The organism is Pseudomonas sp. JAI115, assembly GCF_014200835.1.
GTDB lineage: Bacteria > Pseudomonadota > Gammaproteobacteria > Pseudomonadales > Pseudomonadaceae > Aquipseudomonas > Aquipseudomonas putida_A.
Genome location: NZ_JACHCY010000010.1, coordinates 59,042 through 83,638 on the forward strand (window position 1 = coordinate 59,042; position 24,597 = coordinate 83,638).

At 61.4% G+C, this 24,597-nt stretch carries 20 protein-coding genes; 7 read left to right on the forward strand and 13 right to left on the reverse strand.

Annotated features, from left to right (window positions below; all coding sequences use genetic code 11):
* Nucleotides 1-88 precede the first annotated feature (88 nt).
* The gene (gene pmbA / locus HDC30_RS20655; protein WP_409347918.1) at nucleotides 89-1,435 is read right to left on the reverse strand and encodes a metalloprotease PmbA; all 1,347 of its coding nucleotides are present in this window, start codon (nucleotides 1,433-1,435) and stop codon (nucleotides 89-91) included.
* 108 nt (nucleotides 1,436-1,543) lie between these two features.
* On the opposite strand from pmbA, the gene yjgA reads away from it, so the two are divergent.
* Complete coding sequence (yjgA, locus tag HDC30_RS20660; RefSeq protein WP_003221672.1) at nucleotides 1,544-2,068, forward strand: ribosome biogenesis factor YjgA; 525 nt, start codon at nucleotides 1,544-1,546, stop codon at nucleotides 2,066-2,068.
* 106 nt (nucleotides 2,069-2,174) lie between these two features.
* Here yjgA and tldD read toward each other — a convergent pair whose 3' ends face one another.
* The 8 genes from tldD to mreB form a co-directional block, all read right to left on the reverse strand.
* Nucleotides 2,175-3,617 (reverse strand): metalloprotease TldD, encoded by a 1,443-nt coding sequence (gene tldD / locus HDC30_RS20665; RefSeq protein ID WP_007961588.1) that lies wholly within the window; start codon nucleotides 3,615-3,617, stop codon nucleotides 2,175-2,177.
* A 4-nt stretch (nucleotides 3,618-3,621) separates the two neighbouring features.
* Complete coding sequence (locus tag HDC30_RS20670) at nucleotides 3,622-4,482, reverse strand: carbon-nitrogen hydrolase family protein (protein ID WP_096795350.1); 861 nt, start codon at nucleotides 4,480-4,482, stop codon at nucleotides 3,622-3,624.
* Between the two features lie 58 nt (nucleotides 4,483-4,540).
* Complete coding sequence (locus HDC30_RS20675) at nucleotides 4,541-8,344, reverse strand: YhdP family protein (RefSeq protein ID WP_183784653.1); 3,804 nt, start codon at nucleotides 8,342-8,344, stop codon at nucleotides 4,541-4,543.
* A gap of 75 nt (nucleotides 8,345-8,419) precedes the next feature.
* Nucleotides 8,420-9,877 (reverse strand): ribonuclease G, encoded by a 1,458-nt coding sequence (gene rng, locus HDC30_RS20680; protein WP_007961585.1) that lies wholly within the window; start codon nucleotides 9,875-9,877, stop codon nucleotides 8,420-8,422.
* A gap of 58 nt (nucleotides 9,878-9,935) precedes the next feature.
* Nucleotides 9,936-10,532, reverse strand: coding sequence for a nucleoside triphosphate pyrophosphatase (locus HDC30_RS20685; protein WP_096795348.1), 597 nt, complete (start codon nucleotides 10,530-10,532; stop codon nucleotides 9,936-9,938).
* Between the two features lie 44 nt (nucleotides 10,533-10,576).
* Nucleotides 10,577-11,068, reverse strand: a complete 492-nt coding sequence (gene mreD, locus HDC30_RS20690) for a rod shape-determining protein MreD (RefSeq protein WP_096795347.1) — start codon at nucleotides 11,066-11,068, stop codon at nucleotides 10,577-10,579.
* The gene (mreC, locus tag HDC30_RS20695) at nucleotides 11,068-12,180 is read right to left on the reverse strand and encodes a rod shape-determining protein MreC (protein ID WP_183784750.1); all 1,113 of its coding nucleotides are present in this window, start codon (nucleotides 12,178-12,180) and stop codon (nucleotides 11,068-11,070) included. The genes mreD and mreC overlap by 1 nt, the downstream gene beginning before the upstream one ends.
* Nucleotides 12,181-12,321: 141 nt before the next feature.
* Nucleotides 12,322-13,359 carry a rod shape-determining protein MreB gene (mreB, locus tag HDC30_RS20700; RefSeq protein ID WP_002555108.1) on the reverse strand — a complete coding sequence of 346 codons (1,038 nt, stop codon included), beginning with the start codon at nucleotides 13,357-13,359 and terminating at the stop codon, nucleotides 12,322-12,324.
* Between the two features lie 211 nt (nucleotides 13,360-13,570).
* On the opposite strand from mreB, the gene gatC reads away from it, so the two are divergent.
* The 6 genes from gatC (at nucleotide 13,571) to HDC30_RS20730 (ending at nucleotide 18,793) form a co-directional block, all read left to right on the forward strand.
* Nucleotides 13,571-13,858 carry an Asp-tRNA(Asn)/Glu-tRNA(Gln) amidotransferase subunit GatC gene (gene gatC, locus HDC30_RS20705; protein WP_003221657.1) on the forward strand — a complete coding sequence of 96 codons (288 nt, stop codon included), beginning with the start codon at nucleotides 13,571-13,573 and terminating at the stop codon, nucleotides 13,856-13,858.
* A 16-nt stretch (nucleotides 13,859-13,874) separates the two neighbouring features.
* Nucleotides 13,875-15,326 (forward strand): Asp-tRNA(Asn)/Glu-tRNA(Gln) amidotransferase subunit GatA, encoded by a 1,452-nt coding sequence (gene gatA, locus HDC30_RS20710; protein ID WP_166496179.1) that lies wholly within the window; start codon nucleotides 13,875-13,877, stop codon nucleotides 15,324-15,326.
* 10 nt (nucleotides 15,327-15,336) lie between these two features.
* A complete protein-coding gene (gene gatB, locus HDC30_RS20715) occupies nucleotides 15,337-16,782 on the forward strand; it encodes an Asp-tRNA(Asn)/Glu-tRNA(Gln) amidotransferase subunit GatB (protein ID WP_007961565.1) in 1,446 nt (481 codons plus the stop codon).
* Between the two features lie 151 nt (nucleotides 16,783-16,933).
* Nucleotides 16,934-17,308 (forward strand): septal ring lytic transglycosylase RlpA family protein, encoded by a 375-nt coding sequence (locus tag HDC30_RS20720; RefSeq protein ID WP_007966094.1) that lies wholly within the window; start codon nucleotides 16,934-16,936, stop codon nucleotides 17,306-17,308.
* 46 nt (nucleotides 17,309-17,354) lie between these two features.
* Entirely contained in the window at nucleotides 17,355-18,416 is a 1,062-nt protein-coding gene (locus tag HDC30_RS20725) for a calcium/sodium antiporter (RefSeq protein WP_183784655.1), read from the forward strand.
* Nucleotides 18,413-18,793: a carboxymuconolactone decarboxylase family protein gene (locus tag HDC30_RS20730; protein ID WP_027610831.1), complete on the forward strand. Its 381-nt coding sequence runs from the start codon at nucleotides 18,413-18,415 to the stop codon at nucleotides 18,791-18,793. Before HDC30_RS20725 ends, HDC30_RS20730 begins: the two co-directional genes overlap by 4 nt.
* A 109-nt stretch (nucleotides 18,794-18,902) precedes the next feature.
* On the opposite strand, the gene HDC30_RS20735 is transcribed toward HDC30_RS20730, so the two are convergent.
* From HDC30_RS20735 to HDC30_RS20750, 4 genes are all read right to left on the reverse strand, one after another.
* Nucleotides 18,903-19,844, reverse strand: a complete 942-nt coding sequence (locus HDC30_RS20735) for an AEC family transporter (RefSeq protein WP_115988213.1) — start codon at nucleotides 19,842-19,844, stop codon at nucleotides 18,903-18,905.
* A gap of 159 nt (nucleotides 19,845-20,003) precedes the next feature.
* On the reverse strand, nucleotides 20,004-21,557 hold the full coding sequence (gene garD, locus HDC30_RS20740) for a galactarate dehydratase (RefSeq protein WP_096795342.1): 1,554 nt from the start codon (nucleotides 21,555-21,557) through the stop codon (nucleotides 20,004-20,006).
* Between the two features lie 11 nt (nucleotides 21,558-21,568).
* Complete coding sequence (locus HDC30_RS20745) at nucleotides 21,569-22,933, reverse strand: MFS transporter (protein WP_098967198.1); 1,365 nt, start codon at nucleotides 22,931-22,933, stop codon at nucleotides 21,569-21,571.
* A gap of 158 nt (nucleotides 22,934-23,091) precedes the next feature.
* Complete coding sequence (locus HDC30_RS20750; protein WP_183784658.1) at nucleotides 23,092-24,537, reverse strand: aldehyde dehydrogenase family protein; 1,446 nt, start codon at nucleotides 24,535-24,537, stop codon at nucleotides 23,092-23,094.
* Nucleotides 24,538-24,597: the final 60 nt, after the last annotated feature.

The window sequence follows — 24,597 nt, forward strand, 5'->3', positions numbered from 1 at the left end:
CTCGCTCCCACAAGGTTTTGTGTGGAGCCAAGAAAAAAGGCGCGCCACCCGATTGGGTGGCGCGCCTTTCTTGTCCGACCGCTGGGGCTTAGCTGCCCGCGACAGTCATCCGCTCGATCAGCACCGAGCCCGTACGAATATTGCTGCGCAGCTCCAGATCATTACCGACTGCGACGATCTGCTTGAACATGTCGCGCATGTTGCCGGCGATGGTCACTTCCTGCACCGCGAACTGGATTTCGCCGTTCTCGACCCAGAACCCCGCCGCACCACGCGAATAATCGCCTGTAACCATGTTCAAGCCATGGCCCATCAATTCGGTGACCAACAACCCACGGCCCATGCGTTTCAACAGCGCCGCCTGATCTTCATCACCGTGAGTGACGAACAGGTTGTGCACGCCACCCGCGTTGGCGGTGCTCGGCATGCCGAGTTTGCGCCCGGAGTACGTGCCGAGGATGTACGACACCAACTCGCCCTTCTCGACGAACGATTTGGCATAGGTGGCCAGACCATCACCGTCGTAGGACGCACTGCCCATGGCGCGCATCAGATGTGGACGCTCGTCGATGGTCAGCCATTCCGGAAACAGCTTCTGCCCCAGCGTACCTTCGAGGAACGACGATTTGCGATACAGACTGCCGCCAGACACCGCCGACAGGAAACTGCCGAACAACCCGCCCGCCAGTTCAGCGGAAAACAGCACCGGCACTTCGCAGGTCGGTACCGGACGCGCGCCCAGACGGCTCGCGGCGCGTTGCGCGGCACGCTGGCCGATGCTCACCGGATCCGCCAGCAGGCTGCCCTGACGATTGACGTCATACCAGTAATCGCGCTGCATCTGGCCGTCGGCTTCGGCGATCATCACGCAGCTCAGGCTGTGCCGGGTCGACGCGTAACCACCGATGAAACCGTGGCTGTTGCCATACACGCGGCAGCCCTGATGGGTGCTGAGGGTGGTGCCGTCGGCGTTCTTGATTCGCGCATCGGCGTCGAACGCCGCCGCTTCACAGAGCAACGCCTTCTCGATGGCCTGCTCCGGGGTGATGTCCCATTCGTGGAACAGATCGAAATCCTGCACATCCCTGGCCATCAGCGCGGCATCGGCGAGGCCCGAGGCTTCGTCTTCAGAGGTATGTTTGGCGATCGCCAGTGCAGCGGCAACGGTTTCACGAATCGCGTCCGGCCCGGTGGCGGACGTGCTGGCCGAGCCTTTGCGCTGGCCAACATACAAGGTGATGCCAAAGCCCTGGTCGCGATTGAATTCGACCGTCTCGACCTCACGCTGGCGCACCGACGTCGACAAACCCTGCTCCAGCGACACCGCGACTTCACAGGCGCTGGCGCCCTGACGCTTGGCTTCGGCGATGATCTGCTCGACCTGTTCCTGCAGTGCCGGCAATGCTTGCGGGCCGACGCTTTGAACTGCACTCATGCTCATCTCCACTCAAATTCTGCTTTCGGCTGGGGCCATCGAGCGACCGGGCCGGACAAGCGGCCCCCGACTGGTTATCATGGCGGCGTTTCTTTGCGGACTGCCACCATGGTTGATTCTTACGACGACTCCCTCGATACGGGAGAAAAAAGCAAATCTCAGGTCAAACGCGAGCTGCATGCTCTGGTTGACCTTGGCGAGCGCCTTACAACACTCAAGCCCGACTTGCAGGCAAAATTGCCATTGACCGACGCTTTGCGCCGGGCCCTGGCCGATGCGCCGAAGCACACCGCGAACATCGCGCGTAAACGGCACCTGCAGTTCATCGGCAAACTGATGCGCGATCAGGACACTGACGCGATTCTGGTCCTGCTCGATCAACTCGATGCCTCCACCCGTCAGTACAACGAGCGTTTCCACAACCTCGAACGCTGGCGCGACCGCCTGATCGCCGGTGACGATGCCGTGCTGGAGAAATTCGTCGTCGAATACCCCGACGCCGATCGCCAGCAACTGCGCTCCCTGATCCGTCAGGCTCAGCACGAAGTTGCGCAAAACAAACCTCCTGCTTCCAGCCGCAAGATCTTCAAGTACATCCGTGAGCTGGACGATACCCAACGCGGCCTGCGTTGATATCTCGCTCTTGTAGGAGCTGCCGCAGGCTGCGATCTTTTGACTTTGATTGTTAAAAGCAAGATCAAAAGATCGCAGCCTGCGGCAGCTCCTACAGCTGGTTTATTTATGCGCCCGTGCCACCCACGGTAATCGCATCGATCTTCAGCGTCGGCTGACCGACACCCACCGGCACCGACTGCCCGTCCTTGCCGCACGTGCCCACACCGCTGTCCAGCGCCAGATCGTTACCGACCATCGACACCCGGCTCATCGCCTCGGGGCCGTTGCCGATCAACGTCGCGCCCTTGACCGGTGCGGTAATCTTGCCGTCCTCGATCAGGTACGCCTCGCTGGTGGAGAACACGAACTTGCCGCTGGTAATGTCGACCTGACCGCCGCCGAGGTTGGCGCAGTAGATGCCCTTCTTCACCGAAGCGATGATTTCCGCCGGATCGCTCTCGCCACCCAACATGTAAGTGTTGGTCATGCGCGGCATCGGCAGATGCGCGTAGGACTCGCGACGACCGTTGCCGGTACGGGCTACGCCCATCAGGCGTGCGTTGAGCTTGTCCTGCATGTAACCTTTGAGCACGCCGTTCTCGATCAGCGTGGTGCACTCGGTCGGAGTGCCTTCGTCGTCGACGCTCAGCGAGCCGCGACGACCGCTCAACGTGCCGTCATCGACAATGGTGCAGAGCTTGGAGGCAACCATTTCGCCCATGCGCCCGCTGTAGGCCGAACTGCCCTTGCGGTTGAAGTCGCCTTCCAGACCGTGACCGACCGCTTCGTGCAGCAGCACACCGGACCAGCCCGAACCGAGGACGACAGGCAAGGTGCCGGCCGGTGCCGGAATCGCTTCGAGGTTCACCAAGGCCTGACGCAGCGCTTCACGGGCATAGCCCATGGCACGGTCTTCGGCGAGGAAATAACGGTAGTCGGTACGCCCGCCGCCGCCATGTCCGCCGCGCTCGCGACGCCCATTCTGCTCGACGATCACGCTGACGTTGAAACGTACCAGCGGACGCACATCAGCGGCCAGGCCACCGTCGGTGGACGCTACCAGAATCCGTTCCCAGACCCCGGCCATGCTCACGCTGACCTGCTGAATCCGTGGGTCGAGGGCGCGGGTAGCGACGTCGATGCGCTTGAGCAGCTCGACTTTCTCGGCGCGGCTCAACACTTCCAGCGGATTGTCCGGCGCATACAACTGCGCGACATCCTGAGTGCTGAACGCCTGCACCGTGCCGTTCTGCCCGGCGCGGGAGATCGAGCGGGCGGCACGGGCCGCAGCGCCCAGTGCTTCGAGGGTGATCGCGTTGCTGTAGGCAAAACCGGTTTTCTCGCCGGACTGCGCACGCACGCCAACACCTTGGTCGAGGTTGAAGCTGCCTTCCTTGACGATACCGTCTTCCAGCGACCACGACTCAGAGATCTGGCCCTGGAAATACAGATCGGCAGCATCGATGCCCGGGCCGGCCAGATCGCCGAGCACACCTTGCAGGCTCTCGATGGTCACGCCGCCGGGCGCCAACAGGTGATCACTGACTGAGGACAACAACTCGCTCATAGGTTTACGCCTTAAATTCATGTTCTGAAGCAGGCCGCTGGGCGCCCTGCGAGAAAAACCGCCGATGACTCGTCACCGGCATTCGCGCCCTGATAGACGCTTGTTCATCACTGTCGCGTGCGGCCAACAATACCGCCTCGCCTTGATCCTGATGCGCCAGCACACGGCCCCACGGGTCGACAATCGCCGCATGACCGAAGGTTTCACGCGGTCCCGGGTGAGTCCCGCCCTGCGCTGCCGCCAATACATAACACTGCGTCTCGATGGCCCGGGCGCGAATCAGCACATCCCAATGCGCCGCACCGGTCACTGCGGTGAAGGCCGACGGGGCGGTAATCAACTCGGCACCGGCGGCGCGCAATTCGCTGTACAGCTCCGGAAAGCGCAGGTCGTAACACACGGTCAGGCCGACTCGGCCAACCGGCGTGTCTGCGACCACCACGCCACTGCCATAAGCATAGTCATCGGATTCGCGATACCGCCCGCGATTGTCCGCCACATCAACATCGAACAGGTGCAACTTGTCATACCGTGCCACGGTTTCACCCTGATCGTTGACCAGCAGCGAACAGGCATGCGACTTGGCGTCCGGTTGCCCAAGCGGCGGCAACGGCAAGGTGCCGGCCACTATCCATAACTTGAGGTCGCGGGCGGTCTGTTTCAACCATGGCAGGATCGGACCTTCGCCAAGCGCTTCGGCACGGCCGATGTCGGCGATGTCGCGACGGCCCATGGCGGCGAAGTTTTCCGGCAGCACCGCCAGCTTCGCGCCGCCGGCCGCGGCCTGTTCGAGCAGGCGTCGAGCCTGCGCCAGATTGGCCAGCACATCACTCTGGCTGACCATTTGAATCACCGCTAAAGACATGGCGCACTCCGTAACAGGTATGCGGCCATGCTACTCCATAGGCCCGGGATGTGGCTGTTCAAAAAGGCTTGTCGAAGGTGATTTTCGGCTCTTTCCACGGGCCTTTGACGGTGTACTTGACGCTGGCGAAGCGCGCTACGCGGTCGCCGATCAGCTTGTCGATCAGGAACAACGCCCCGCCGACCGCCGGCGCGCCGACAATCAACGCAGCAATCGGCAGGTTGTTGGTCACCGGCAAGGTCACCAGCAATTTCGCATCGACCTTATCGCCGACCAAATCCAGCGTACCGTCCAGCTCAAGGTTGCTCGAAGGACCGGTCAGACGAATCGGCTCGCGGGTGACATACACGCCGTTATTAGCCACCAACAGGCCCTTGACCCGATCGTAGCTCAAGCCTTTGCCAAACAAGTCGGAGAAGTCCAGACGCAGACGACGGCCGATGGAGTTGAAGTTGAGCAGACCGAACACCCGCAACGCCTGCGCGCCTCCCTCCACTTCAACGAACTGACCTTTATTGAGCGAGGCATCCAGCGTGCCGGAGAAGCGCTTGGTTGCCAGCCATGCCGGCGAGCCCGGCCAGCGGCCATCGACATCCATATGGAACTCTTCACTGGTCACGCTCGGCGCAAAGCCCCAGCCCTTGAGCACATCGGCAAGGTTCTTGCCGCTGATCCGGCCCTTGAACCAGCTGTTGGTCGAACCCGGCGCCCCTTCCCAGCCGCCATTGCCCTGCAACAGGATGCCCTTGAGGCCCATGTCCATGTTGTTCAGGGCGATGCCTTTGGCCGTCGGGCGAACTTTCAGCGACCAGCCACCGACCAGATCCTGGCCCAGAAACAACTGATTGATGGTGATATCCAGCGCGGGAATCTTCGTCGGGTCGACCGAAACCAGCGGATCAGGCGAATTCTCGTCAGCCTGCACCGTCGGATCCGGCGCCGGCAGACGTACGTGTTGCAGATTGACCGCGATCGGCGCGCCCTTGGCATCGGGCAGGCTGGCCGAACCCTTGGCCTGCTGGCTGTCGAGCGCCAGATTCCACGCCCATGGCTTGCGATTGACCTGTACCGCGGCCTGATCCAGCGTGGTGCCGAAAGCGGTGAGCTTGCCCACCTTGAAGTCGGCACTGTTGAGCAATTGTTTGGCACTGCCGCCCGGATCGTTGCCGGCGTATTTGCTGACCAGATCCTGCCACGGCGCGACGTCCAGCTCCGACAGCACCCCGCGAATGCGCAAGCCCTTGGCCTCCGGCAGTACGGCGTCGCCCGTACCGAGGAACAGCTCACCGCGACCATCGGCGATATTGCTCGGCGGCGCGGCGAAGGTGAAGCTCGCCAGTTGATCGTAGTTGACCCAGTAACGCCGCTCCGCACCTTGCAACGTCATGCGGAACACCGTGTCACGCCCCTGCTCGGCCGACATGCCGAACGGTGCCGGCAGATCCACTGCCACACCTTTCATGCTGGAGCTGACAGTGAGCTGACTGTCAGTGCCGTCAAGGTTGACCTGCAACTGATACGGAAGGGTCCCGGACACCGGCAACGGCTGAGTCACGCCCAGCCAGTCAGTGAGCTTCTTGACCTCGACCTGCCCGGAAGCCGCGACCCGAGTCTTGAGCTTGTTCGGGCTGCCATCAGCGAAAATCTGCGCGGTCACCGGCTTGTCGAAGGCCCTGGCGGCGATGTTCTGCCCGCTCAGCCCCTTGGCGCTGTCAAAACGGAAATCGCCCTTGAGCTGGCTCAGTTCCAGCTTCGGCTCGGCCAGTTTCAGGCGCGCATTGGCGGTTTTGAAATCGACGAGGATCTTCGGCAGATCGCCCTTTTCCAGCGGAATGTCGAGTTTGACCTTGCCCTGCAAATCGCCCTCGCCTTCCCAGCCGGCAAAGGTTTCGCCGGTACCGATCGGCGCGGTCTGCAGAATCTTCAAGCCATCGCCCAGCCCGCCGACAAATCCGCCGTCGAGCAACAGATGGGTGGGCTGCCCGGCCGGCACATGGGGAATGTTGACGAAAACGTCGCTGACCTGGGTGTCGAGCAACTGGCCCTTGTCGGCCACGATGCGCACGCCGCTGTCCTCGATGAACACATCGCCGCTGACCTTGCTCACGTGCGGCCAGCCCGGCTGGAACGCCAGCTCGGCGTCATGCACCTTGAAGAACAGGCTGATGCTGCGATCCACGTCCTTGGCGTTTTTGCTCAGCGAACCCTGGTACTGGAAGAAGCCCTGATCCACGGCGCCCTTGAGGATCGCTGTACGCAGCCACTCGTCGAGGGCCGGACTCAAGACTTCGGGCAGGTATTTGGCGGTGTAGCGACCATCGCCATCGACCAGCCCGACGCGCAGGTCCATGTAGTCTTCCTGGCTATGGTCGAAGTGCAGGCGGATCAGGAAGTCGCCGGCAATTTTGCCCTCTTCGCCCAGCACTTTCAGGTACGGCGCGATCAGGGTGAAACCTTCTTTATCGAGCTTCCAGGTCAGTCGAGCATTGGCCTGGATGTATTGCCATGGCTTGGCGAAGATCGGATCGAGGTGCAGGACGAAATCCTTGCTGTCCAGGCGTAACTCGCCACCGTCGAGGTTGCCGCTGAGGCTGCCACTGACGTTTCGCGCCGCCGGGGCACCGTGATAGGCATCGAAACCGACATTATCGAGGTTGGCCGCAAAGCCGAATTTCGAGCCGTCGGTGGCATTGGGACGAAAATCCAGCAGCACGTTGCGCAGTCCACCCGTCACCTTCAGGTGGTCGACGACCGTAGCGACGTTTTCGGGCAACGGCCCCAGCGCATTGAGCAACGGCGTGATCGGTGTCAGGTCGAGGCGGTCGGCCTGCAAGTGCCACAACTCATCGGTTTTATCGGTGGCCAGCGTCTGCTTGAGCTGCACATGGGATTCCCAGCGGGTCTCGCCGAAGTTCATCGCCAGCGAATCGAGAGTGACAATCGCGCCCTCGTCATCGCGCTGGTAATAGCCGTTGAGCGCCAGATTGCTGATCTTGATCGGCTTGCGCTCGGCATAAGCGCCGGTCACCTGTGGTGCGTTCAAACGGATGGCGGCGCTTTGCAGAGCGCCGTCGTTCCAGTTCACCCACAGCTCGCCGCCCGCTTTGATCTCGGAAAAATTCCACTGTTGAGTCACACGCTCAGGCAGCCACTTCGACCAATCGCTTTGCGGCAGGCTGACATAACCTTCCACCGAACTGTTCGGCAATTGAGAGGGGCGAATCCGTGTACGCAGGCTCATCGCCACTGGTTGCCCATCGGGCAAGGTCAGACGAGCATCGAGACGCTGACGGCTGCTGCCGGTTTTCAGATTGAGGCCGACGTAGGTGAAGGTCATCGGCGCCTGATCCAGTGGCTGCACGGTCACCTGACTGTCGAGCACCGACAGTTGCTGAACCATCTGCGAACGTTGGAACAATTGCTCGGGATCCAGCGGCTGATCGTTCTGCACCGGCAGGCCTTCCAGCGCCCAGGTGCCGTCCTGTGCTTCTTTGACACTGATCTTCAGGCCGTTCAATTCCAGATGGGCGATACGCACTTCGCGCGCCAGCAGACTGGCCCAGAGGTCAGGCACCACGCGCACCCGATCCAGACGCAAGGCATTGGCGCCGTCACCGACCATCACATCGTGGGCCAGCAGAATCGGCGCGAAGCCGCTCCAGTTGCCTTCCAGCTCGCCGATCTGCAACGGCATGCCGAGCGCAGCCGTGGCCTTGTCTTCGATATCGGTGCGGTATTCCGCCACCAGTGGCGTCAGTTCCCGACCGAGGCTGACGTACAACGCCATCAACACCAGAACCAACGCGCACAGGCCCAGCCCCCAGCGGGTCAGTGCGGCCAAAATGCGTGTCAGACGCTCCATGTCAGTTGGCTCCCATGGCAAAAAAACTACTGAAAGCTGAGGCCAGCCGTTGTGGATTAAATGTGCTGCAGGGGTTCAGAGCAGCACCACGTCATATTGTTCCTGGGAATACATGGTTTCGACCTGAAAGCGTATGGTGCGGCCGATGAACCCTTCAAGCTCGGCGACGTTACCGGATTCTTCGTCGAGCAGCCGATCCACCACTTTCTGGTTCGCCAGCACCCGGTAACCTTCCGCCTGATAGGCGCGGGCTTCGCGCAGAATCTCGCGGAAAATCTCGTAACAGATGGTTTCCGGGGTCTTCAACTTGCCCCGGCCCTGGCAACTGCTGCACGGCTCGCACAGCACTTGCTCAAGGCTTTCGCGGGTGCGCTTGCGGGTCATCTGCACCAGGCCCAACTCGGTGATGCCGATGATGTTGGTCTTGGCGTGATCACGTTCGAGCTGTTTTTCCAGGGTGCGCAGCACCTGGCGCTGATGCTCCTCATCTTCCATGTCGATGAAGTCGATGATGATGATCCCGCCCAGATTGCGCAGGCGCATCTGCCGGGCAATCGCGGTGGCGGCTTCGAGGTTGGTCTTGAAGATGGTTTCTTCAAGGTTGCGATGGCCTACAAACGCGCCGGTGTTGACGTCGATGGTGGTCATGGCCTCCGCCGGATCGACCACCAGATAACCACCGGACTTGAGCGGCACTTTGCGCTCGAGGGCTTTCTGGATTTCGTCTTCGACGCCATACAGGTCGAAAATCGGCCGCTCGCCCGGATAGTGTTCCAAACGATCGGCAATTTCCGGCATCAGTTCGGCGACGAACTGCGTGGTTTTCTGGAAAGTTTCCCGGGAGTCGATACGGATCTTCTCGATCTTCGGGCTGACCAGATCGCGCAAGGTGCGCAGGGCCAGACCGAGGTCTTCGTAGATCACACTTGGCGCGCCGATGGTCTGGATCTGCGCATTGATCTGATCCCACAGGCGGCGCAGGTAGCGGATGTCCATGAGGATCTCATCGGCCCCGGCACCTTCGGCGGCGGTACGCAGGATGAAGCCACCGGCCTCCTTGATTCCTTCTTTGGCCACACAATCGCTGACCACCTGCTTGAGGCGCTCGCGCTCGGCTTCGTCTTCGATTTTCAGGGAAATGCCGACGTGGGCGGTGCGCGGCATGTACACCAGATAACGCGACGGAATCGACAGCTGCGTGGTCAGGCGCGCGCCCTTGGAACCGATCGGATCCTTGGTCACCTGTACCACCAGGCTCTGCCCTTCGTGCACCAGCGCGCTGATGCTTTCCACCGCCGGGCCTTCGCGCAAAGAAATTTCCGAGGCATGAATGAACGCGGCGCGATCCAGACCGATGTCGACGAATGCCGCCTGCATGCCCGGCAGCACCCGGACAATCTTGCCCTTATAGATGTTGCCGACGATCCCGCGTTTTTGCGTGCGCTCAACGTGGACTTCTTGCAGCACACCGTTTTCGACCACCGCCACGCGCGATTCCATCGGCGTGATGTTGATCAGAATCTCTTCACTCATGGCAGGGTCTCGTTCAGGCATGTTCACGATAATGGCCGCATCTTGATTCGTACGACGCTCATTGCGCGTTCAGGTTTTGCCAACAGGGTATGCCGAAATGGCCCAACAGTTCTGCGGTTTCGCAAACCGGCAGCCCGACCACCGCCGAATAGCTGCCATTGAGCCCGGCGACAAACACCGCGCCGAGGCCCTGAATGCCATAACCGCCGGCCTTGTCCCGGGGTTCGCCACTGGCCCAGTAGGCCGCAGCCTCTTCGCGGCTGATCGGGCGGAACCGCACCAGACTGCGCACCACGCGCGACTCGCAGCGCTCGCCTTCGAGCACGGCGATGGCGGTCAGCACTTCATGCTCCTTGCCGGACAACATCATCAGCATGGCGCATGCATCGGCTTCGTCCACCGGTTTGCCAAGAATTTTGCCGTCGAGCACCACGGCGGTGTCCGCGCCCAGAACGCAAAACGCCGCGTCGGACACCCGCGTGCGTCGACCGGCCTCGGCCTTGCCACGCGCGAGGCGTTCGACATAGGCCGAGGGCGATTCTTCGGGGATTGGGGTTTCATCGATGTCCGCACTGATGGCGGAGAACGGCACGCCGATCTGCGTGAGCAACTCACGCCGACGCGGCGAACCAGAGGCGAGGTAAAGCGGCTTCATCAAGACATCTCCCTTGTCGAGGTGCGGGCACATGCCTGACCGAATCAGTTGATTTTGTAGCGCCGGCGCAGTCCACGCAAAGCGAAGCTGACCCAAGGCCAGAGCAAGGCACTGACCAGTGCCGGCAGTACCAGCGCCAGGGTTGGCTGACGGTTGCCGGTCAAGGCGCTGAGCCACAATTGAACCAGTTGAGCGAGGCCGAAGATCACCAGGATCACCAGGCATTGCTGCCACATCGGGAACATCCGCAGACGCTGCTGCAACGACAGCACGAGGAAGGTGATCAGCGTCAGGATCAAGGCATTCTGGCCAAGCAGATCGCCCTGCAGCACGTCTTCGGCCAGCCCCAGGCAGAACGCGGTGACCATGCCGACCGTATGCGGCATGTACAACGCCCAGAAAGTCAGCAGCAAGGCCAGCCAGAGGGGACGCAGGATTTCCATGAACATCGGCAGCGGTGAAACGCTGAGCAGGATGCCGAAGACAAACGTCAGCCAGACAATCCAGCCGTTACGCGAAGCGGTAGCGCCGACCATTATTCTTGTCTCCCTGTGTTGCCCGGCGCAGTGGCGGGCGGTTTCGCCGCCGGACGCGCAGCAGGCTGGGAAGCTGACGGCTTGCTTGCCGCCGCTGGCTTGGCCGCAGGTTTGGCCGGCGTGGTGCTGGCCGCAGCAGCGGGCGCTGGAGCGGTCGACGCAGCTGGCGTTGTCGCGGCTGCCGGTGTGTTGACGACTTTCGGCACCGTGGCCGGAAGCATCGGGCCACCGCCCTGCGCATCGAGATTTTCCTGGGCCTGCGCCGCATCGTTGGCGCGCTCTTCGGCGGTGCGGTTGTCACTGAACACCAGCAGCAGATAACGGCTGCGGTTTAACGCAGCGGTTGGCACCGCGCGAACAATCGCGAACGGCTGGCCGGAGTCGTGGATGACTTCCTTGACCGTCGCCACCGGATAACCGGCCGGGAAACGCTGACCCAGGCCGGAGCTGACCAGCAGATCGCCTTCCTTGATGTCGGCGGTATCGGCGACATGGCGCAGTTCCAGGCGTTCCGGGTTACCGGTGCCGCTGGCAATCGCCCGCAGACCGTTACGGTTCACCTGCACAGGAATGCTGTGAGTGGTGTCGGTCAGCAGCAGCACCCGGGAGGTGTAAGGCATCAACTCGACCACCTGGCCCATCAGACCGCGTGCATCGAGCACCGGTTGACCGAGCACCACGCCATCGCGCTCACCTTTATTGATGATGATGCGATGGGTGAAGGGATTGGGGTCCATACCGATCAACTCGGCCACTTCGACCTTTTCGTTGACCAGCGCGGAGGAATTGAGCAACTCGCGCAGCCGCACGTTCTGCTCGGTAAGGGCGGCAAGCTTCTGCATGCGCCCCTGCAACAGCAGGTTCTCGGTCTTGAGTTTTTCGTTTTCGGCGACCAGCTCGGTGCGGCTGCCGAACTGACTGGCGATCCCTTCCCACAGCCGTCCGGGCAGGTCGGTGATCCAGTAGGCGTCCATCAACACCAGCGACGCTTGTTTGCGCGCGGGTTTGAGCAGGTCGAAGCGGGCATCGACCACCATCAGCGCGACCGACAGCACGGCCAGCACCAACAGGCGCACACCCAACGAAGGGCCTTTGGCGAAAAGCGGTTTAATAAGCCGCTCCTCCCAGGCAAATGTTCTGTTTATTCATACGGCATCAAACCGGCCTGGATGAAGACTGACAGAAGATAAACGCCAACAGGCAGCACTGCAAAGTGCTGCCTGTGCGCTCACCCACGTATTGCAAACCGGCGCTTATTCGCTGGAGAGCAGGTCCATGGTGTGCTTGTCCATCATTTCCAATGCACGGCCACCGCCGCGAGCAACACAGGTCAGCGGATCTTCGGCAACAATCACCGGCAGACCGGTTTCCTGGGCCAGCAACTTGTCGAGGTCACGCAGCAGTGCGCCACCGCCGGTCAGCACCAGGCCGCGCTCGGCGATGTCGGAAGCCAGTTCCGGCGGCGATTGCTCCAGGGCGCTTTTCACAGCCTGAACGATAGTGGCCAGGGACTCTTGCAGAGCTTCCAGCACTTCGTTGGAGTTCAGGGTGAATGCACGTGGAACGCCTTCGGCCAGGTTGCGACCGCGAACGTCGACTTCGCGAACTTCGCCGCCCGGGTAGGCCGTACCGATTTCCTGCTTGATGCGCTCGGCAGTCGATTCACCGATCAGGCTGCCGTAGTTGCGGCGCACGTAGGTGATGATCGCTTCGTCGAAGCGGTCGCCGCCCACGCGGACGGATTCGGCGTAGACCACACCGTTCAGGGAGATCAGCGCGATTTCAGTGGTACCACCACCAATATCGACGACCATCGAACCGCGTGCTTCTTCAACCGGCAGGCCGGCACCGATCGCAGCAGCCATCGGCTCTTCAATCAGGAACACTTCACGGGCACCGGCACCGAGGGCCGATTCACGGATGGCCCGACGCTCAACCTGGGTGGATTTGCATGGAACGCAGATCAGCACACGAGGGCTGGGCTGCAGAAAGCTGTTTTCGTGAACCTTGTTGATAAAGTATTGCAGCATCTTTTCGCAGACGCTGAAGTCGGCGATCACGCCGTCCTTCATCGGACGAATGGCAGCAATGTTGCCCGGCGTACGGCCGAGCATGCGCTTGGCTTCGGTGCCGACAGCAACGACACTTTTCTGGTTACCGTGTGTCCGAATGGCCACAACCGATGGCTCATTCAGGACGATACCGCGCTCGCGCACGTAAATAAGGGTGTTGGCAGTGCCCAGGTCAATGGAAAGATCGCTGGAAAACATGCCACGCAGTTTCTTGAACATGGGAAAGGGACCCTAGGCAACGCGTGGGTAAAAAAGTGCGGCAAACTCTAACAACGACAGGGATTTTGGGCAAGGCGCCAATATGTTAAATTGGCCGCTTTTCTGTGCACCAAGCCCCACAATCGCGGCCTTATGACCGTAGAAGTGCGGTAGTGTTCCGACAATCTAACACACGGACGCCGTCCGTTCTGTTTTCCACTGGAGAATCCCGATGGCGCTAGAACGCTCCGACGTGGAAAAAATCGCACATCTGGCCTGCCTTGGCCTGAATGATGCCGATCTTCCGCACATTACTTCCGCCCTCAACAGCATTCTCGGGCTGGTCGACGAAATGCAGGCCGTCGATACCGACGGTATCGAGCCTTTGGCCCACCCGCTGGAAGCCAGTCAGCGCCTGCGCGCCGACGTCGTGACCGAGACCAATCACCGCGAGGCCTATCAGTCCATCGCACCAGCGGTCGAAAACGGCCTGTATCTGGTTCCGAAAGTCATCGACTAAAGGGAAAGAGCCTGCAATGCATCAAATGACTCTGGCCGAGATCGCCCGCGGTCTCGCCGATAAAAAGTTTTCCTCCGAAGAGCTGACCAAAGTCCTGCTGGCGCGTATTACCCAGCTCGATCCGCAGCTCAACAGTTTCATCAGCCTCACCGAAGAGCTGGCACTCGAGCAGGCGAAAGCCGCCGATGCACGCCGGGCCAACGGTGAGAGCGGCGCCCTGCTCGGTGCGCCGATCGCCCACAAGGACCTGTTCTGCACTCAAGGCATCCGCACCAGCTGCGGTTCGAAGATGCTCGACAACTTCAAGGCCCCGTACGACGCCACCGTGGTCGCGAAACTGGCCGCTGCCGGCGCCGTGACCCTGGGCAAGACCAACATGGACGAATTCGCCATGGGTTCGGCCAACGAGTCGAGCTGGTACGGCGCGGTGAAAAACCCTTGGAACCTGGAACACGTGCCGGGCGGTTCGTCCGGTGGTTCGGCGGCGGCGGTTGCCGCTCGTCTGTTGCCGGCGGCCACGGCCACCGATACCGGTGGTTCGATCCGTCAGCCCGCTGCATTCACCAACCTCACCGGCCTGAAACCGACCTACGGTCGTGTTTCGCGCTGGGGCATGATCGCTTACGCCTCCAGCCTCGATCAGGGTGGCCCGTTGGCGCGTACGGCCGAAGACTGCGCGATTTTGTTGCAAGGTATGGCCGGGTTCGACCAGAACGACTCCACCAGCATCGATGAGCCGGTTCCGGATTACTCCGCCAGCCTCAACACTTCGCTGCAGGGCCTGCGCATCGGCGTGCCGAAGGAGTACTTCAGCGCCGGTCTCGACCCGCGCATCGCCGAGCTGATCCAGAACAGCATCCAGGAGCTGCAGAAGCTCGGTGCCGTGATCAAGGAAATCAGCCTGCCGAACATGCAGCATGCGATTCCTGCGTACTACGTGATCGCCCCGGCTGAAGCTTCCTCGAACCTGTCGCGTTTCGACGGCGTGCGTTTCGGCCATCGCTGCGAGAACCCGGAAAACCTGATCGACCTGTACAAGCGCTCCCGCGGCGAAGGCTTCGGGCCGGAAGTGCAGCGCCGGATCATGGTCGGTGCCTACGCGCTGTCCGCCGGTTACTACGACGCCTACTACCTGAAAGCGCAGAAGATCCGTCGTCTGGTGAAGAACGACTTCATGGCGGCCTTTAATGAAGTCGACATCATCCTCGGCCCAACCACGCCGAACCCGGCCTGGAAGCTCGGCGCGAAGAACAGCGACCCGGTCGCTGCCTATCTGGAAGACGTCTACACCATCACCGCCAACCTCGCGGGCCTGCCGGGCCTGTCGATGCCGGCCGGTTTTGTCGACGGTCTGCCGGTGGGCGTGCAGTTGCTTGCGCCGTATTTCCAGGAAGGCCGTTTGCTCAACGTTGCGCACCAGTATCAGTTGAACACTGACTGGCACACCCGCACCCCAACCGGCTTCTGAGGAGACACACATGCAATGGGAAGTCGTGATCGGGCTGGAGATTCACACTCAGCTCACTACCCGGTCGAAAATCTTTTCCGGTAGTTCCACCCAGTTCGGCTCCGAGCCGAACACCCAGGCCAGCCTGATCGACCTGGGCATGCCCGGCGTATTGCCGGTGCTGAACCAGGAAGCGGTGCGCATGGCGGTGATGTTCGGTCTGGCGATTGACGCCGAGATCGGTCAGCACAACGTGTTCGCGCGTAAAAACTACTTCTACCCGGACCTGCCGAAGGGCTACCAGATCAGCCAGATGGAATTGCCGATCGTCGGCAAGGGTCACCTGGACATCGCGCTGGAAGACGGCACCGTCAAACGTGTCGGCATCACCCGCGCGCACCTGGAAGAAGACGCCGGCAAGAGTCTGCACGAAGAATTCAACGGTGCCACCGGCATTGACCTGAACCGTGCGGGCACGCCGCTGCTGGAAATCGTTTCCGAGCCGGACATGCGCAGCGCCAAGGAAGCCGTGGCGTACGTCAAGGCGATCCACGCGTTGGTACGTTATCTGGGCATCTGTGACGGCAACATGGCCGAAGGCTCGCTGCGTTGCGACTGCAACGTCTCGGTACGGCCGAAAGGCCAGGTCGAGTTCGGTACCCGCTGCGAGATCAAGAACGTCAACTCGTTCCGTTTCATCGAGAAGGCCATCAACTCGGAGATCCAGCGGCAGATCGAGCTGATCGAAGACGGCGGCAAAGTGATCCAGCAGACTCGTCTGTACGATCCGAACAAGGACGAGACCCGTCCGATGCGCTCCAAAGAGGAAGCCAACGACTACCGTTACTTCCCCGACCCGGACCTGCTGCCGGTGGTCATCGAAGAGTCGTTCCTCGGCGAGGTGCGCGCCACCCTGCCGGAACTGCCACCGCAAAAACGCGAGCGCTTCCAGAGCCAGTTCGGTCTGTCGGCCTACGACGCCAACGTGCTGGCTACCAGCCGTGAGCAAGCGGACTACTTCGAGAAGGTCGCAGCCATCGGCGGCGACGCCAAACTGGCGGCGAACTGGGTCATGGTCGAGTTGGGCAGCCTGCTCAACAAGCAAGGCCTGGACATCGACGAGTCGCCGGTTTCCGCTGAACTGTTGGGCGGCATGCTGCAGCGCATCAAGGACAACACCATCTCCGGCAAGATCGCCAAAGTGGTGTTCGAAGCGATGGCCAACGGCGAAGGCACGGCGGACGAGATCATCGACAAGCGCGGTCTGAAGCAAGTGACCGACAGCGGCGCGATCTCCGCGGTGCTGGACGAAATGCTCGCGGCCAACGCCGAGCAGGTCGAACAATACCGTGCGGCAGACGAAGCCAAACGCGGCAAGATGTTCGGCTTCTTTGTCGGTCAGGCCATGAAGGCGTCGAAAGGCAAAGCCAACCCGCAGCAAGTGAACGAACTGCTGAAAAGCAAGCTCGAAGGCTGATGCAAATGGGGCCAGACCTGAAGCCTGGCTCCATCCCCTGTGGGAACAATCCATGGCTGAAGGGGTTTTGTGGCGAGGGGATTTATCCCCTCGCCACAGAAGCTGATCTTCACATTGGGTTGTTTCCACATTTGTTTTGTGGAGCCTTTGAATGAAACGTCTGCTCGGCGCCTGCGCCCTGCTCTCCTTGCTCGCCGGTTGCGCCAGCAACGACATCATCGACCCGCACGGGTACGACCAGACCGGCGTCGCCTCCTATTACGGTGCCAAGCACCACGGTAAACGCACCGCCAGTGGCGAGCCGTTCAACCAGCATTCCCTGACCGCCGCCCACCGCCAATTGCCATTCGGCACCCGGGTGAAGGTCACCAACCTGAAAAACGACAAATCCTGCGTTGTGCGCATCAATGATCGCGGCCCGCACACCCGCGGCCGCTTGATCGATGTCTCGCGTGAAGCCGCCGAACGCCTCGGCATGCTCGGTAGCGGCACCGCACGGGTGCGCATACAGGCCCTCGACGACTGATGGAGCGCTGACCATTTTTGCTCTAGCCGACCTACCACTGATCAAGGTGATCGAGCTGCTCAGCGGCCTGATCCTGCTGATCCTCGGCGCCGAACTGATGGTGCGCGCCGCCGTGCGTCTCGCCGCGCGCCTGCATGTGCGACCGCTGATCATCGGCCTGACCATCGTCGCCCTCGGCAGCAGCGCCCCACAGATGGCGGTCAGCTTGCAAGCGACCCTGGCGCACAACCCCGACATTGCCGTCGGCAGCGTGATCGGCAGCAGCATCTTCAACATCCTCGTGACCCTCGGCCTGTCGGCGCTGATCATTCCGCTGAGGGTGTCGCGGCAACTGGTGCGCTTGGACATTCCGCTGATGATCGGCGCCAGCCTGCTGGTGTTCGTCCTCGCTTGGAATGAACAGATCGGCCGCTTCGACGGCGTGCTGCTGCTCGCGGCATTGACGTTGTATCTGGGCCTGTTGCTGCGCCAGTCGCGGCACTCGGCGCGCCCGCATTCGGAATCGCCACAACCTCCGCAGGTGCCGTGGTTCAGCAGTCTGCTGATGATCGTTGTCGGCCTGGCGCTGTTGGTGTTCGCCGGGCATTTGCTGCTCGGCGCAGCGGTGGCGGTGGCGACCGATCTGGGCTTCTCCGAACGGGTGATCGGTCTGACGGTGGTTGCGGTCGGCACCTCGCTGCCGGAACTCGCCACCTCGCTGATCGCTGCATTGCGCGGACAACGCGATATCGCCGTGGGCAACGTGATTGGCGCCAACCTGTTCAACCTGCTCGGGGTGCTCGGGGTCACTGCGTTGATTGCGCCGACGCCGTTGTCGGTCTCGCCGAACGCGCTGGATTTCGACTTGCCGGTGATGCTCGGCGTCGCCGCGCTGTGCCTGCCGGTGTTCTATTCCGGCTACCGCGTGACCCGCGCCGAAGGTTTGTTGTTGCTCGGTTTGTACGCGGCTTACGGGCTGCACGTGGTGTCGTTCACCACCGGCATGCCGCTGGCCGGCAAACTGGAAAAACTGATGCTGTTCTACGTGCTGCCGACGCTGCTGGCGTTTCTGTTGTTCACGTCCGTACGCGCCTGGCGCCGCCAACACCACAAGAGGGATGTGCCATGACCGATTCGCAGAAAACCGGGGTTGAGATCCGCCGTCAGGTAATGGGCGATGCGTTCGTTGATCGCGCGCTGGGCAACGCCACCGAATTCACTCAGCCGTTGCAGGATTTCGTCAATGAACACGCCTGGGGCGGCGTGTGGAATCGCGAAGGTCTGCCGCTGAAAACCCGCAGCCTGATTACCCTTGCAGCGCTGACCGCATTGAAGTGCCCGCAGGAATTGAAGGGCCACGTGCGCGGTGCGCTGAACAACGGCTGCACGGTCGAAGAGATTCGCGAGGCGCTGCTGCATTGCGCGGTGTACGCCGGGGTGCCGGCGGCGATTGATGCGTTTCGTGCGGCGCAGGAAGTGATCGATACCTATCAGAAACCTGAATGATCGAACTGACGCCTTCGCGAGCAAGCCCGCTCCCACATTGGGAATGCATTTCCCTGTGAGAGCGAGCCTGCTCGCGAAGAGGCCCTGTCAGCCACTGAAGATCTGTCAGTCAGATCCACCCACCCCACTGCAACAGAAAGATCCCGATATTGGTGGTCACCGCCGCCATCAGCGTGGTCAGCACAATGATCGCCGCTGCCAGCTCATGATTGCCCTGCGCCGCCCGGGCCATGACGAAACTGGCCGCCGCCGTCGGGCTGCCGAAGTACAGAAACAGAATCCCCAGCTCTGCGCCACGAAAGCCCCACAACCACGCCCCCAGCGTCGCCAGCACCGGCAGGCCGATCATCTTCACCAGACTCGAACTCAGCGCCATGCTGCCGCTCTTGCGCAGCGCCGCCAGTGACAGCGTGCCACCAATGCAGATCAGCGCCAGCGGCAAAGTGGTCTGCGCCAGATACTGGCCGGAGGTTTCCAGCCAGCCCGGCAGGCTGATCTGGAAATAGGCGAACGGCGCGGCGGCAATCACGCTGATGATCAGCGGGTTGCTGAACACGCTTTTGCAAATGCTCCACGGATCGGACTTGATCACCGGGCTGTACACCGCGAGCACGATGGTCGACAGGGTGTTGTAAAACAGGATCACCAGCGCCGCGAGAATCGCCCCGAGGGAAATCCCGTAGTCGCCGTACATGCTCGCCGCCAGCGCCAGACCGATCACCCCGTTGTTGCCGCGAAACGCACCCTGGGTGTAGATACCGCGATCCTCACGCGGGCACTTGATGATCGCCCAGCCCCAGGCCAGAGCAAAACTCACCAGCGTCGCGATCGCAAAATAGATCAGCAGCGCCGGTTGCAGTGCGGCGTGCAGGTCCGCATGCAGAATCCCGAGAAACAGCAGCGCCGGCATGCTGACGTTGAACACCAGCGCCGAGGCGGTGTGGATGAAGTTGTCGTTGATCCAGTCGACGCGCTTGAGCAACACCCCGAGGAACAGCATGGCGAACACCGGCGCGGTGATGTTCAAGGTTTCGAGGAAGATTGCCAGCATGCCGGGGGGAGCCTTTGGGTGAGCGTCGTCAGGGCTTAATGATAAGCCACCCGATCCTTTGGCGTCTGTTGGATCGCTTTCGCGAGCAGGCTCGCTCCCACAGGGGAATGCATTTCAAATGTGGGAGCGAGCCTGCTCGCGAAGAACGATGACGCGGTATCAGGTAATCGGCGCCGGATTGAACAGGGTGATGTCGTTATGCAGCTTGTGCTTCTCCGCCCACGTCTGCTGCTTGCCGCTCGCCACATCCAGGTAATAGTGGAACAACTCCCAGCCCAATTCCTCGATGGACGCACGGCCGGTAGCAATCCGCCCGGCATCGATGTCGATCAGATCCGGCCAGCGTTGCGCCAACTCGGTCCGGGTCGAGACCTTGACCACCGGCGCCATGGCCAAGCCATACGGCGTGCCCCGCCCGGTGGTGAACACATGCAGGTTCATTCCCGCTGCCAACTGCAAGGTGCCGCAGACAAAATCGCTCGCCGGCGTGGCGCAGAAAATCAAACCCTTCTGCTTGAAACGCTCGCCCGGGCCGAGCACGCCATTGATCGCGCTGCTGCCGGATTTGACGATCGAGCCCAGCGACTTCTCGACAATGTTCGACAACCCGCCCTTCTTGTTGCCCGGCGTGGTGTTGGCACTGCGATCCGCTTCGCCTTTGGCTAGATAACGGTCGTACCAATCCATCTCGCGCACCAGTTCCTGCGCCACGGTCTTGGTTTCGGCACGGGAAGTCAGCAGATAAATCGCATCGCGTACTTCGGTGACTTCGGAAAACATCACCGTCGCCCCTGCGCGCAGCAGCAAGTCCGAGGCATAACCCAGCGCCGGGTTGGCGGTAATGCCGGAGAACGCATCGCTGCCGCCGCACTGCATACCGAGGATCAGCTCGGAGGCCGGCACGGTTTCGCGGCGGCGCTGGTCGAGCTTCTTCAAACGGACTTCGGCCAGCGCCATGATCTGCTCAATCATCTCGGTGAAACCGTGACTGGAATCCTGCAGGCGATACAGCCATGGCTCGCTGAGATCGACCGAGGCATCGTCCTCGTGCATCACCTGCCCGGCCTGCAATTTCTCGCAGCCTAGGCTGATCACCAGCGCTTCGCCACCCAGGTTCGGGTTGCGCGCCAGGTTGCGCACGGTGCGGATCGGTATATAGGCGTCAGTGGCGGTGATCGCCACGCCGCAGCCGTAACTGTGGGTCAGCGCCACCACATCATCGACGTGCGGATACTTCGGCAGCAACTCGTCCTTGATGCGTTTCACCGCGTGATCGAGCACGCCGGTCACGCACTGCACCGTGGTGGTGATCCCGAGAATATTGCGCGTACCGACGGTGCCGTCGGCGTTGCGATAACCCTCGAACGTGAAGCCTTCCAGCGGGGCCTGTGCGGCAGGCACCTCGGTGGACAGCGGCAGGCTGTCCAGCGGCGGCGCGGTCGGCATGCGCAGTTGATCTTCCTTGACCCAGCTGCCACGCGGGATCGGCTGCAACGCGTAGCCGATGGTCTGGCCGTAGCGAATCACCTGGCCGCCCTCGGGAATGTCCTCGAGGGTGACCTTGTGGCTCTGCGGCACAAAGTCCACGGTCACCAGACCGTCCGGGAACTCGGTGCCGGCCGGTACGCCCTGGTCGTTGACCACAATCACTACGTTGTCCCGCTCGTGCAGGCGGATGTAGCGCGGCGAGTCGGAATGTTCAATCAACTGCATGACGCCGCTCCTCAGGAATGCGCTTGAGACAATTTGCCGGTGATTTCAGAACCACCGTTGGTTGGCGGCTCTTTGAGCACCACACGTTTGATCGGACCGACGATCACCAGGTAGCTGAACACCGCAACCAGTGCGTTGGCACCGACAAACACCAGCGCCCACTTGAACGAACCGGTGGAGCTGATGATGTAGCCAATCACGATCGGCGTAGTAATCGAGGCGATGTTGCCGAAGGTATTGAACAGGCCACCGCTCAGACCGGCGATCTGTTTTGGCGAAGTGTCGGACACCACTGCCCAACCGAGCGCGCCCACGCCTTTGCCGAAGAATGCCAAAGCCATGAAGCCAACCACCATCCACTCCACATCAACATAGTTGCAAGCGACGATGCTGCTCGACACCAGCAGACCGGCGATGATCGGTGCCTTGCGGGCGAAGGTCAGCGAATGCCCTTTGCGCAGCAAGTAATCGGAAATCACCCCGCCAAGCACGCCACCTATGAAACCGCAGATCGCCGGTAACGAGGCGATAAAACCGGCCTTGAGGATGGTCATGCCACGCTCCTGCACCAGGTACACCGGGAACCAGGTCAGGAAGAAATAGGTGATGCCGTTGATGCAGTACTGACCCAGATATACACCGAGCATCATGCGGTTGGTCAGCAACTGACGGATGTAATCCCACTTCGGACCGTCGGATTTTTTGCCTTGCTTGACGTCCATGTCGACCATGCCGCCGTTGTCGGCGATGAACTGCACTTCGGCTTCGTTGGCCAGCGGGTGTTGACGCGGGCTGTGGATAACCTTGAGCCAGATCCCCGAGAACACGATGCCGAACAGGCCCATGACGATGAATACGTGTTCCCAGCCGAAGGTATAGACGATCCAGCCCATCAGCGGTGCGAACAGCACGGTGGCGAAGTATTGCGCCGAGTTGAAGATCGCCGAGGCGGTACCGCGTTCTGCAGTCGGGAACCAGGCCGCGACAATGCGCGCGTTGCCGGGGAACGACGGCGCTTCGGCCAGACCCACCAGAAAGCGCAGCATGAACAGCGCGACGATCGCCGTGGACATGCCGAATTCACCGACAAAGCCTTGCAGCACGGTGAACAGCGACCAGGTGAAAATGCTCAGGGCATAGACTTTTTTCGAGCCGAAGCGATCGAGCAGCCAGCCACCGGGAATCTGCCCGGCGACGTAGGCCCAGCCGAAAGCAGAGAAGATGTAGCCGAGGGTGACCGCGTCGATGCCGAGGTCTTTTTGCAGGCTGGAACCGGCGATGGCGATGGTCGCGCGGTCGGCGTAGTTGATCGTGGTCACCAGAAACAGCATGAGCAGGATCAAATAGCGGACGTGAGTCGGCTTGGACGATTGCATGTAGATGTACTCCCACTGATTATTTTTATGCGCGGGTGAATCTTCTTTGGTGTTGCTTTTGTGGGAGCTGGCTTGCCAGCGATGGCATCACCGCGGTACGAGGACATATCGCGTCGTCCGCATCGCTGGCAAGCCAGCTCCCACAGGTATTGCGTGTATCAGGAAGCGATGTAGGCGGTTTTCACCACGGTGTAGAACTCTTGCGCATAGCGCCCTTGCTCACGTGAGCCATAGGATGAACCCTTACGGCCACCGAACGGAACGTGATAATCGACACCGGCGGTCGGCAGGTTGACCATCACCATCCCGGCCTGCGAATGACGCTTGAAGTGGTTGGCGTACTTCAGCGACGTGGTGGCGATACCAGCCGACAGACCGAACTCGGTGTCGTTGGCCATCGCCAGCGCCGCCTCGTAATCGGCCACACGAACGACGTTGGCCACCGGGCCGAAGATCTCTTCACGGCTGATGCGCATCGACGCTTCGCTGTCGGCAAACAGCGCTGGCGCGAGGAAGTAGCCTTCAGTGTCGCAAGTCACCAGACCACCGCCGCTGACCAGACGTGCACCTTCGGACTGGCCGATGTCGATGTACTTCATGTCCTGTTCAAGCTGCGCCTGGGAAACCACCGGACCGATGTCGGTGCCGGATTTCAGCGCGTGGCCGACCTTGATCGACTGCATGCGCTCGGCCATCGCTTCGACGAATTTGTCGTGAATCCCGGCGGTGACGATCAGGCGGCTCGACGCCGTGCAACGCTGGCCGGTGGAGTAGAACGCGCTCTGTACCGACAGCTCGACCGCTTGTTTGAGGTCGGCGTCGTCGAGAATGATCTGCGGGTTCTTGCCGCCCATTTCCAGCTGCACCTTGGCCTGGCGCGACACGCAATTAACGGCGATCTGCCGACCCACGCCCACCGAACCGGTGAAGCTGATGCCATCGACTTTCGGGCTGTTGACCAGCGCCTCGCCAACCACCCGGCCGCTGCCCATCACCAGATTGAACACGCCGGCCGGGAAGCCTGCGCGGGAGATGATTTCCGCCAGCGCCCAGGCACAGCCCGGCACCAGATCCGCCGGTTTCAGCACCACGCAGTTGCCGTAAGCCAGCGCCGGGGCGATCTTCCACGCCGGAATCGCAATCGGGAAGTTCCACGGAGTGATCAGGCCGACCACGCCGAGGGCTTCGCGGGTCACTTCGACGTTGACGCCCGGGCGCACCGACGGCACGTAGTCGCCGGACAGACGCAGGCATTCACCGGCGAAGAACTTGAAAATGTTGCCGGCGCGGGTCACTTCGCCGATGGCTTCGGGCAGGGTCTTGCCCTCTTCCCGGGCCAGCAGGGTGCCGAGTTCTTCGCGACGGGCGAGGATTTCCGTGCCGACTTTATCCAGCGCATCGTGACGGGCCTGAATGCCCGAAGTCGACCACGCCGGGAACGCGGCGCGGGCCGCATCGATGGCGGCGTGAACCTGAGTCAGGTCAGCCTTGGCGTAATCGCCGATGGTATCGCTCAACTCTGACGGGTTGATGTTGGCCGAGTAGTCGGCACCGGCGACCCATTCACCGTTGATGTAGTTGTCGTAACGCTTGGAATCAGCCACAGAAAATTCTCCTCTCTACGCAAAAGCCGCTGATTGCTCAGCGGCCTTGTGGGTCGGTGT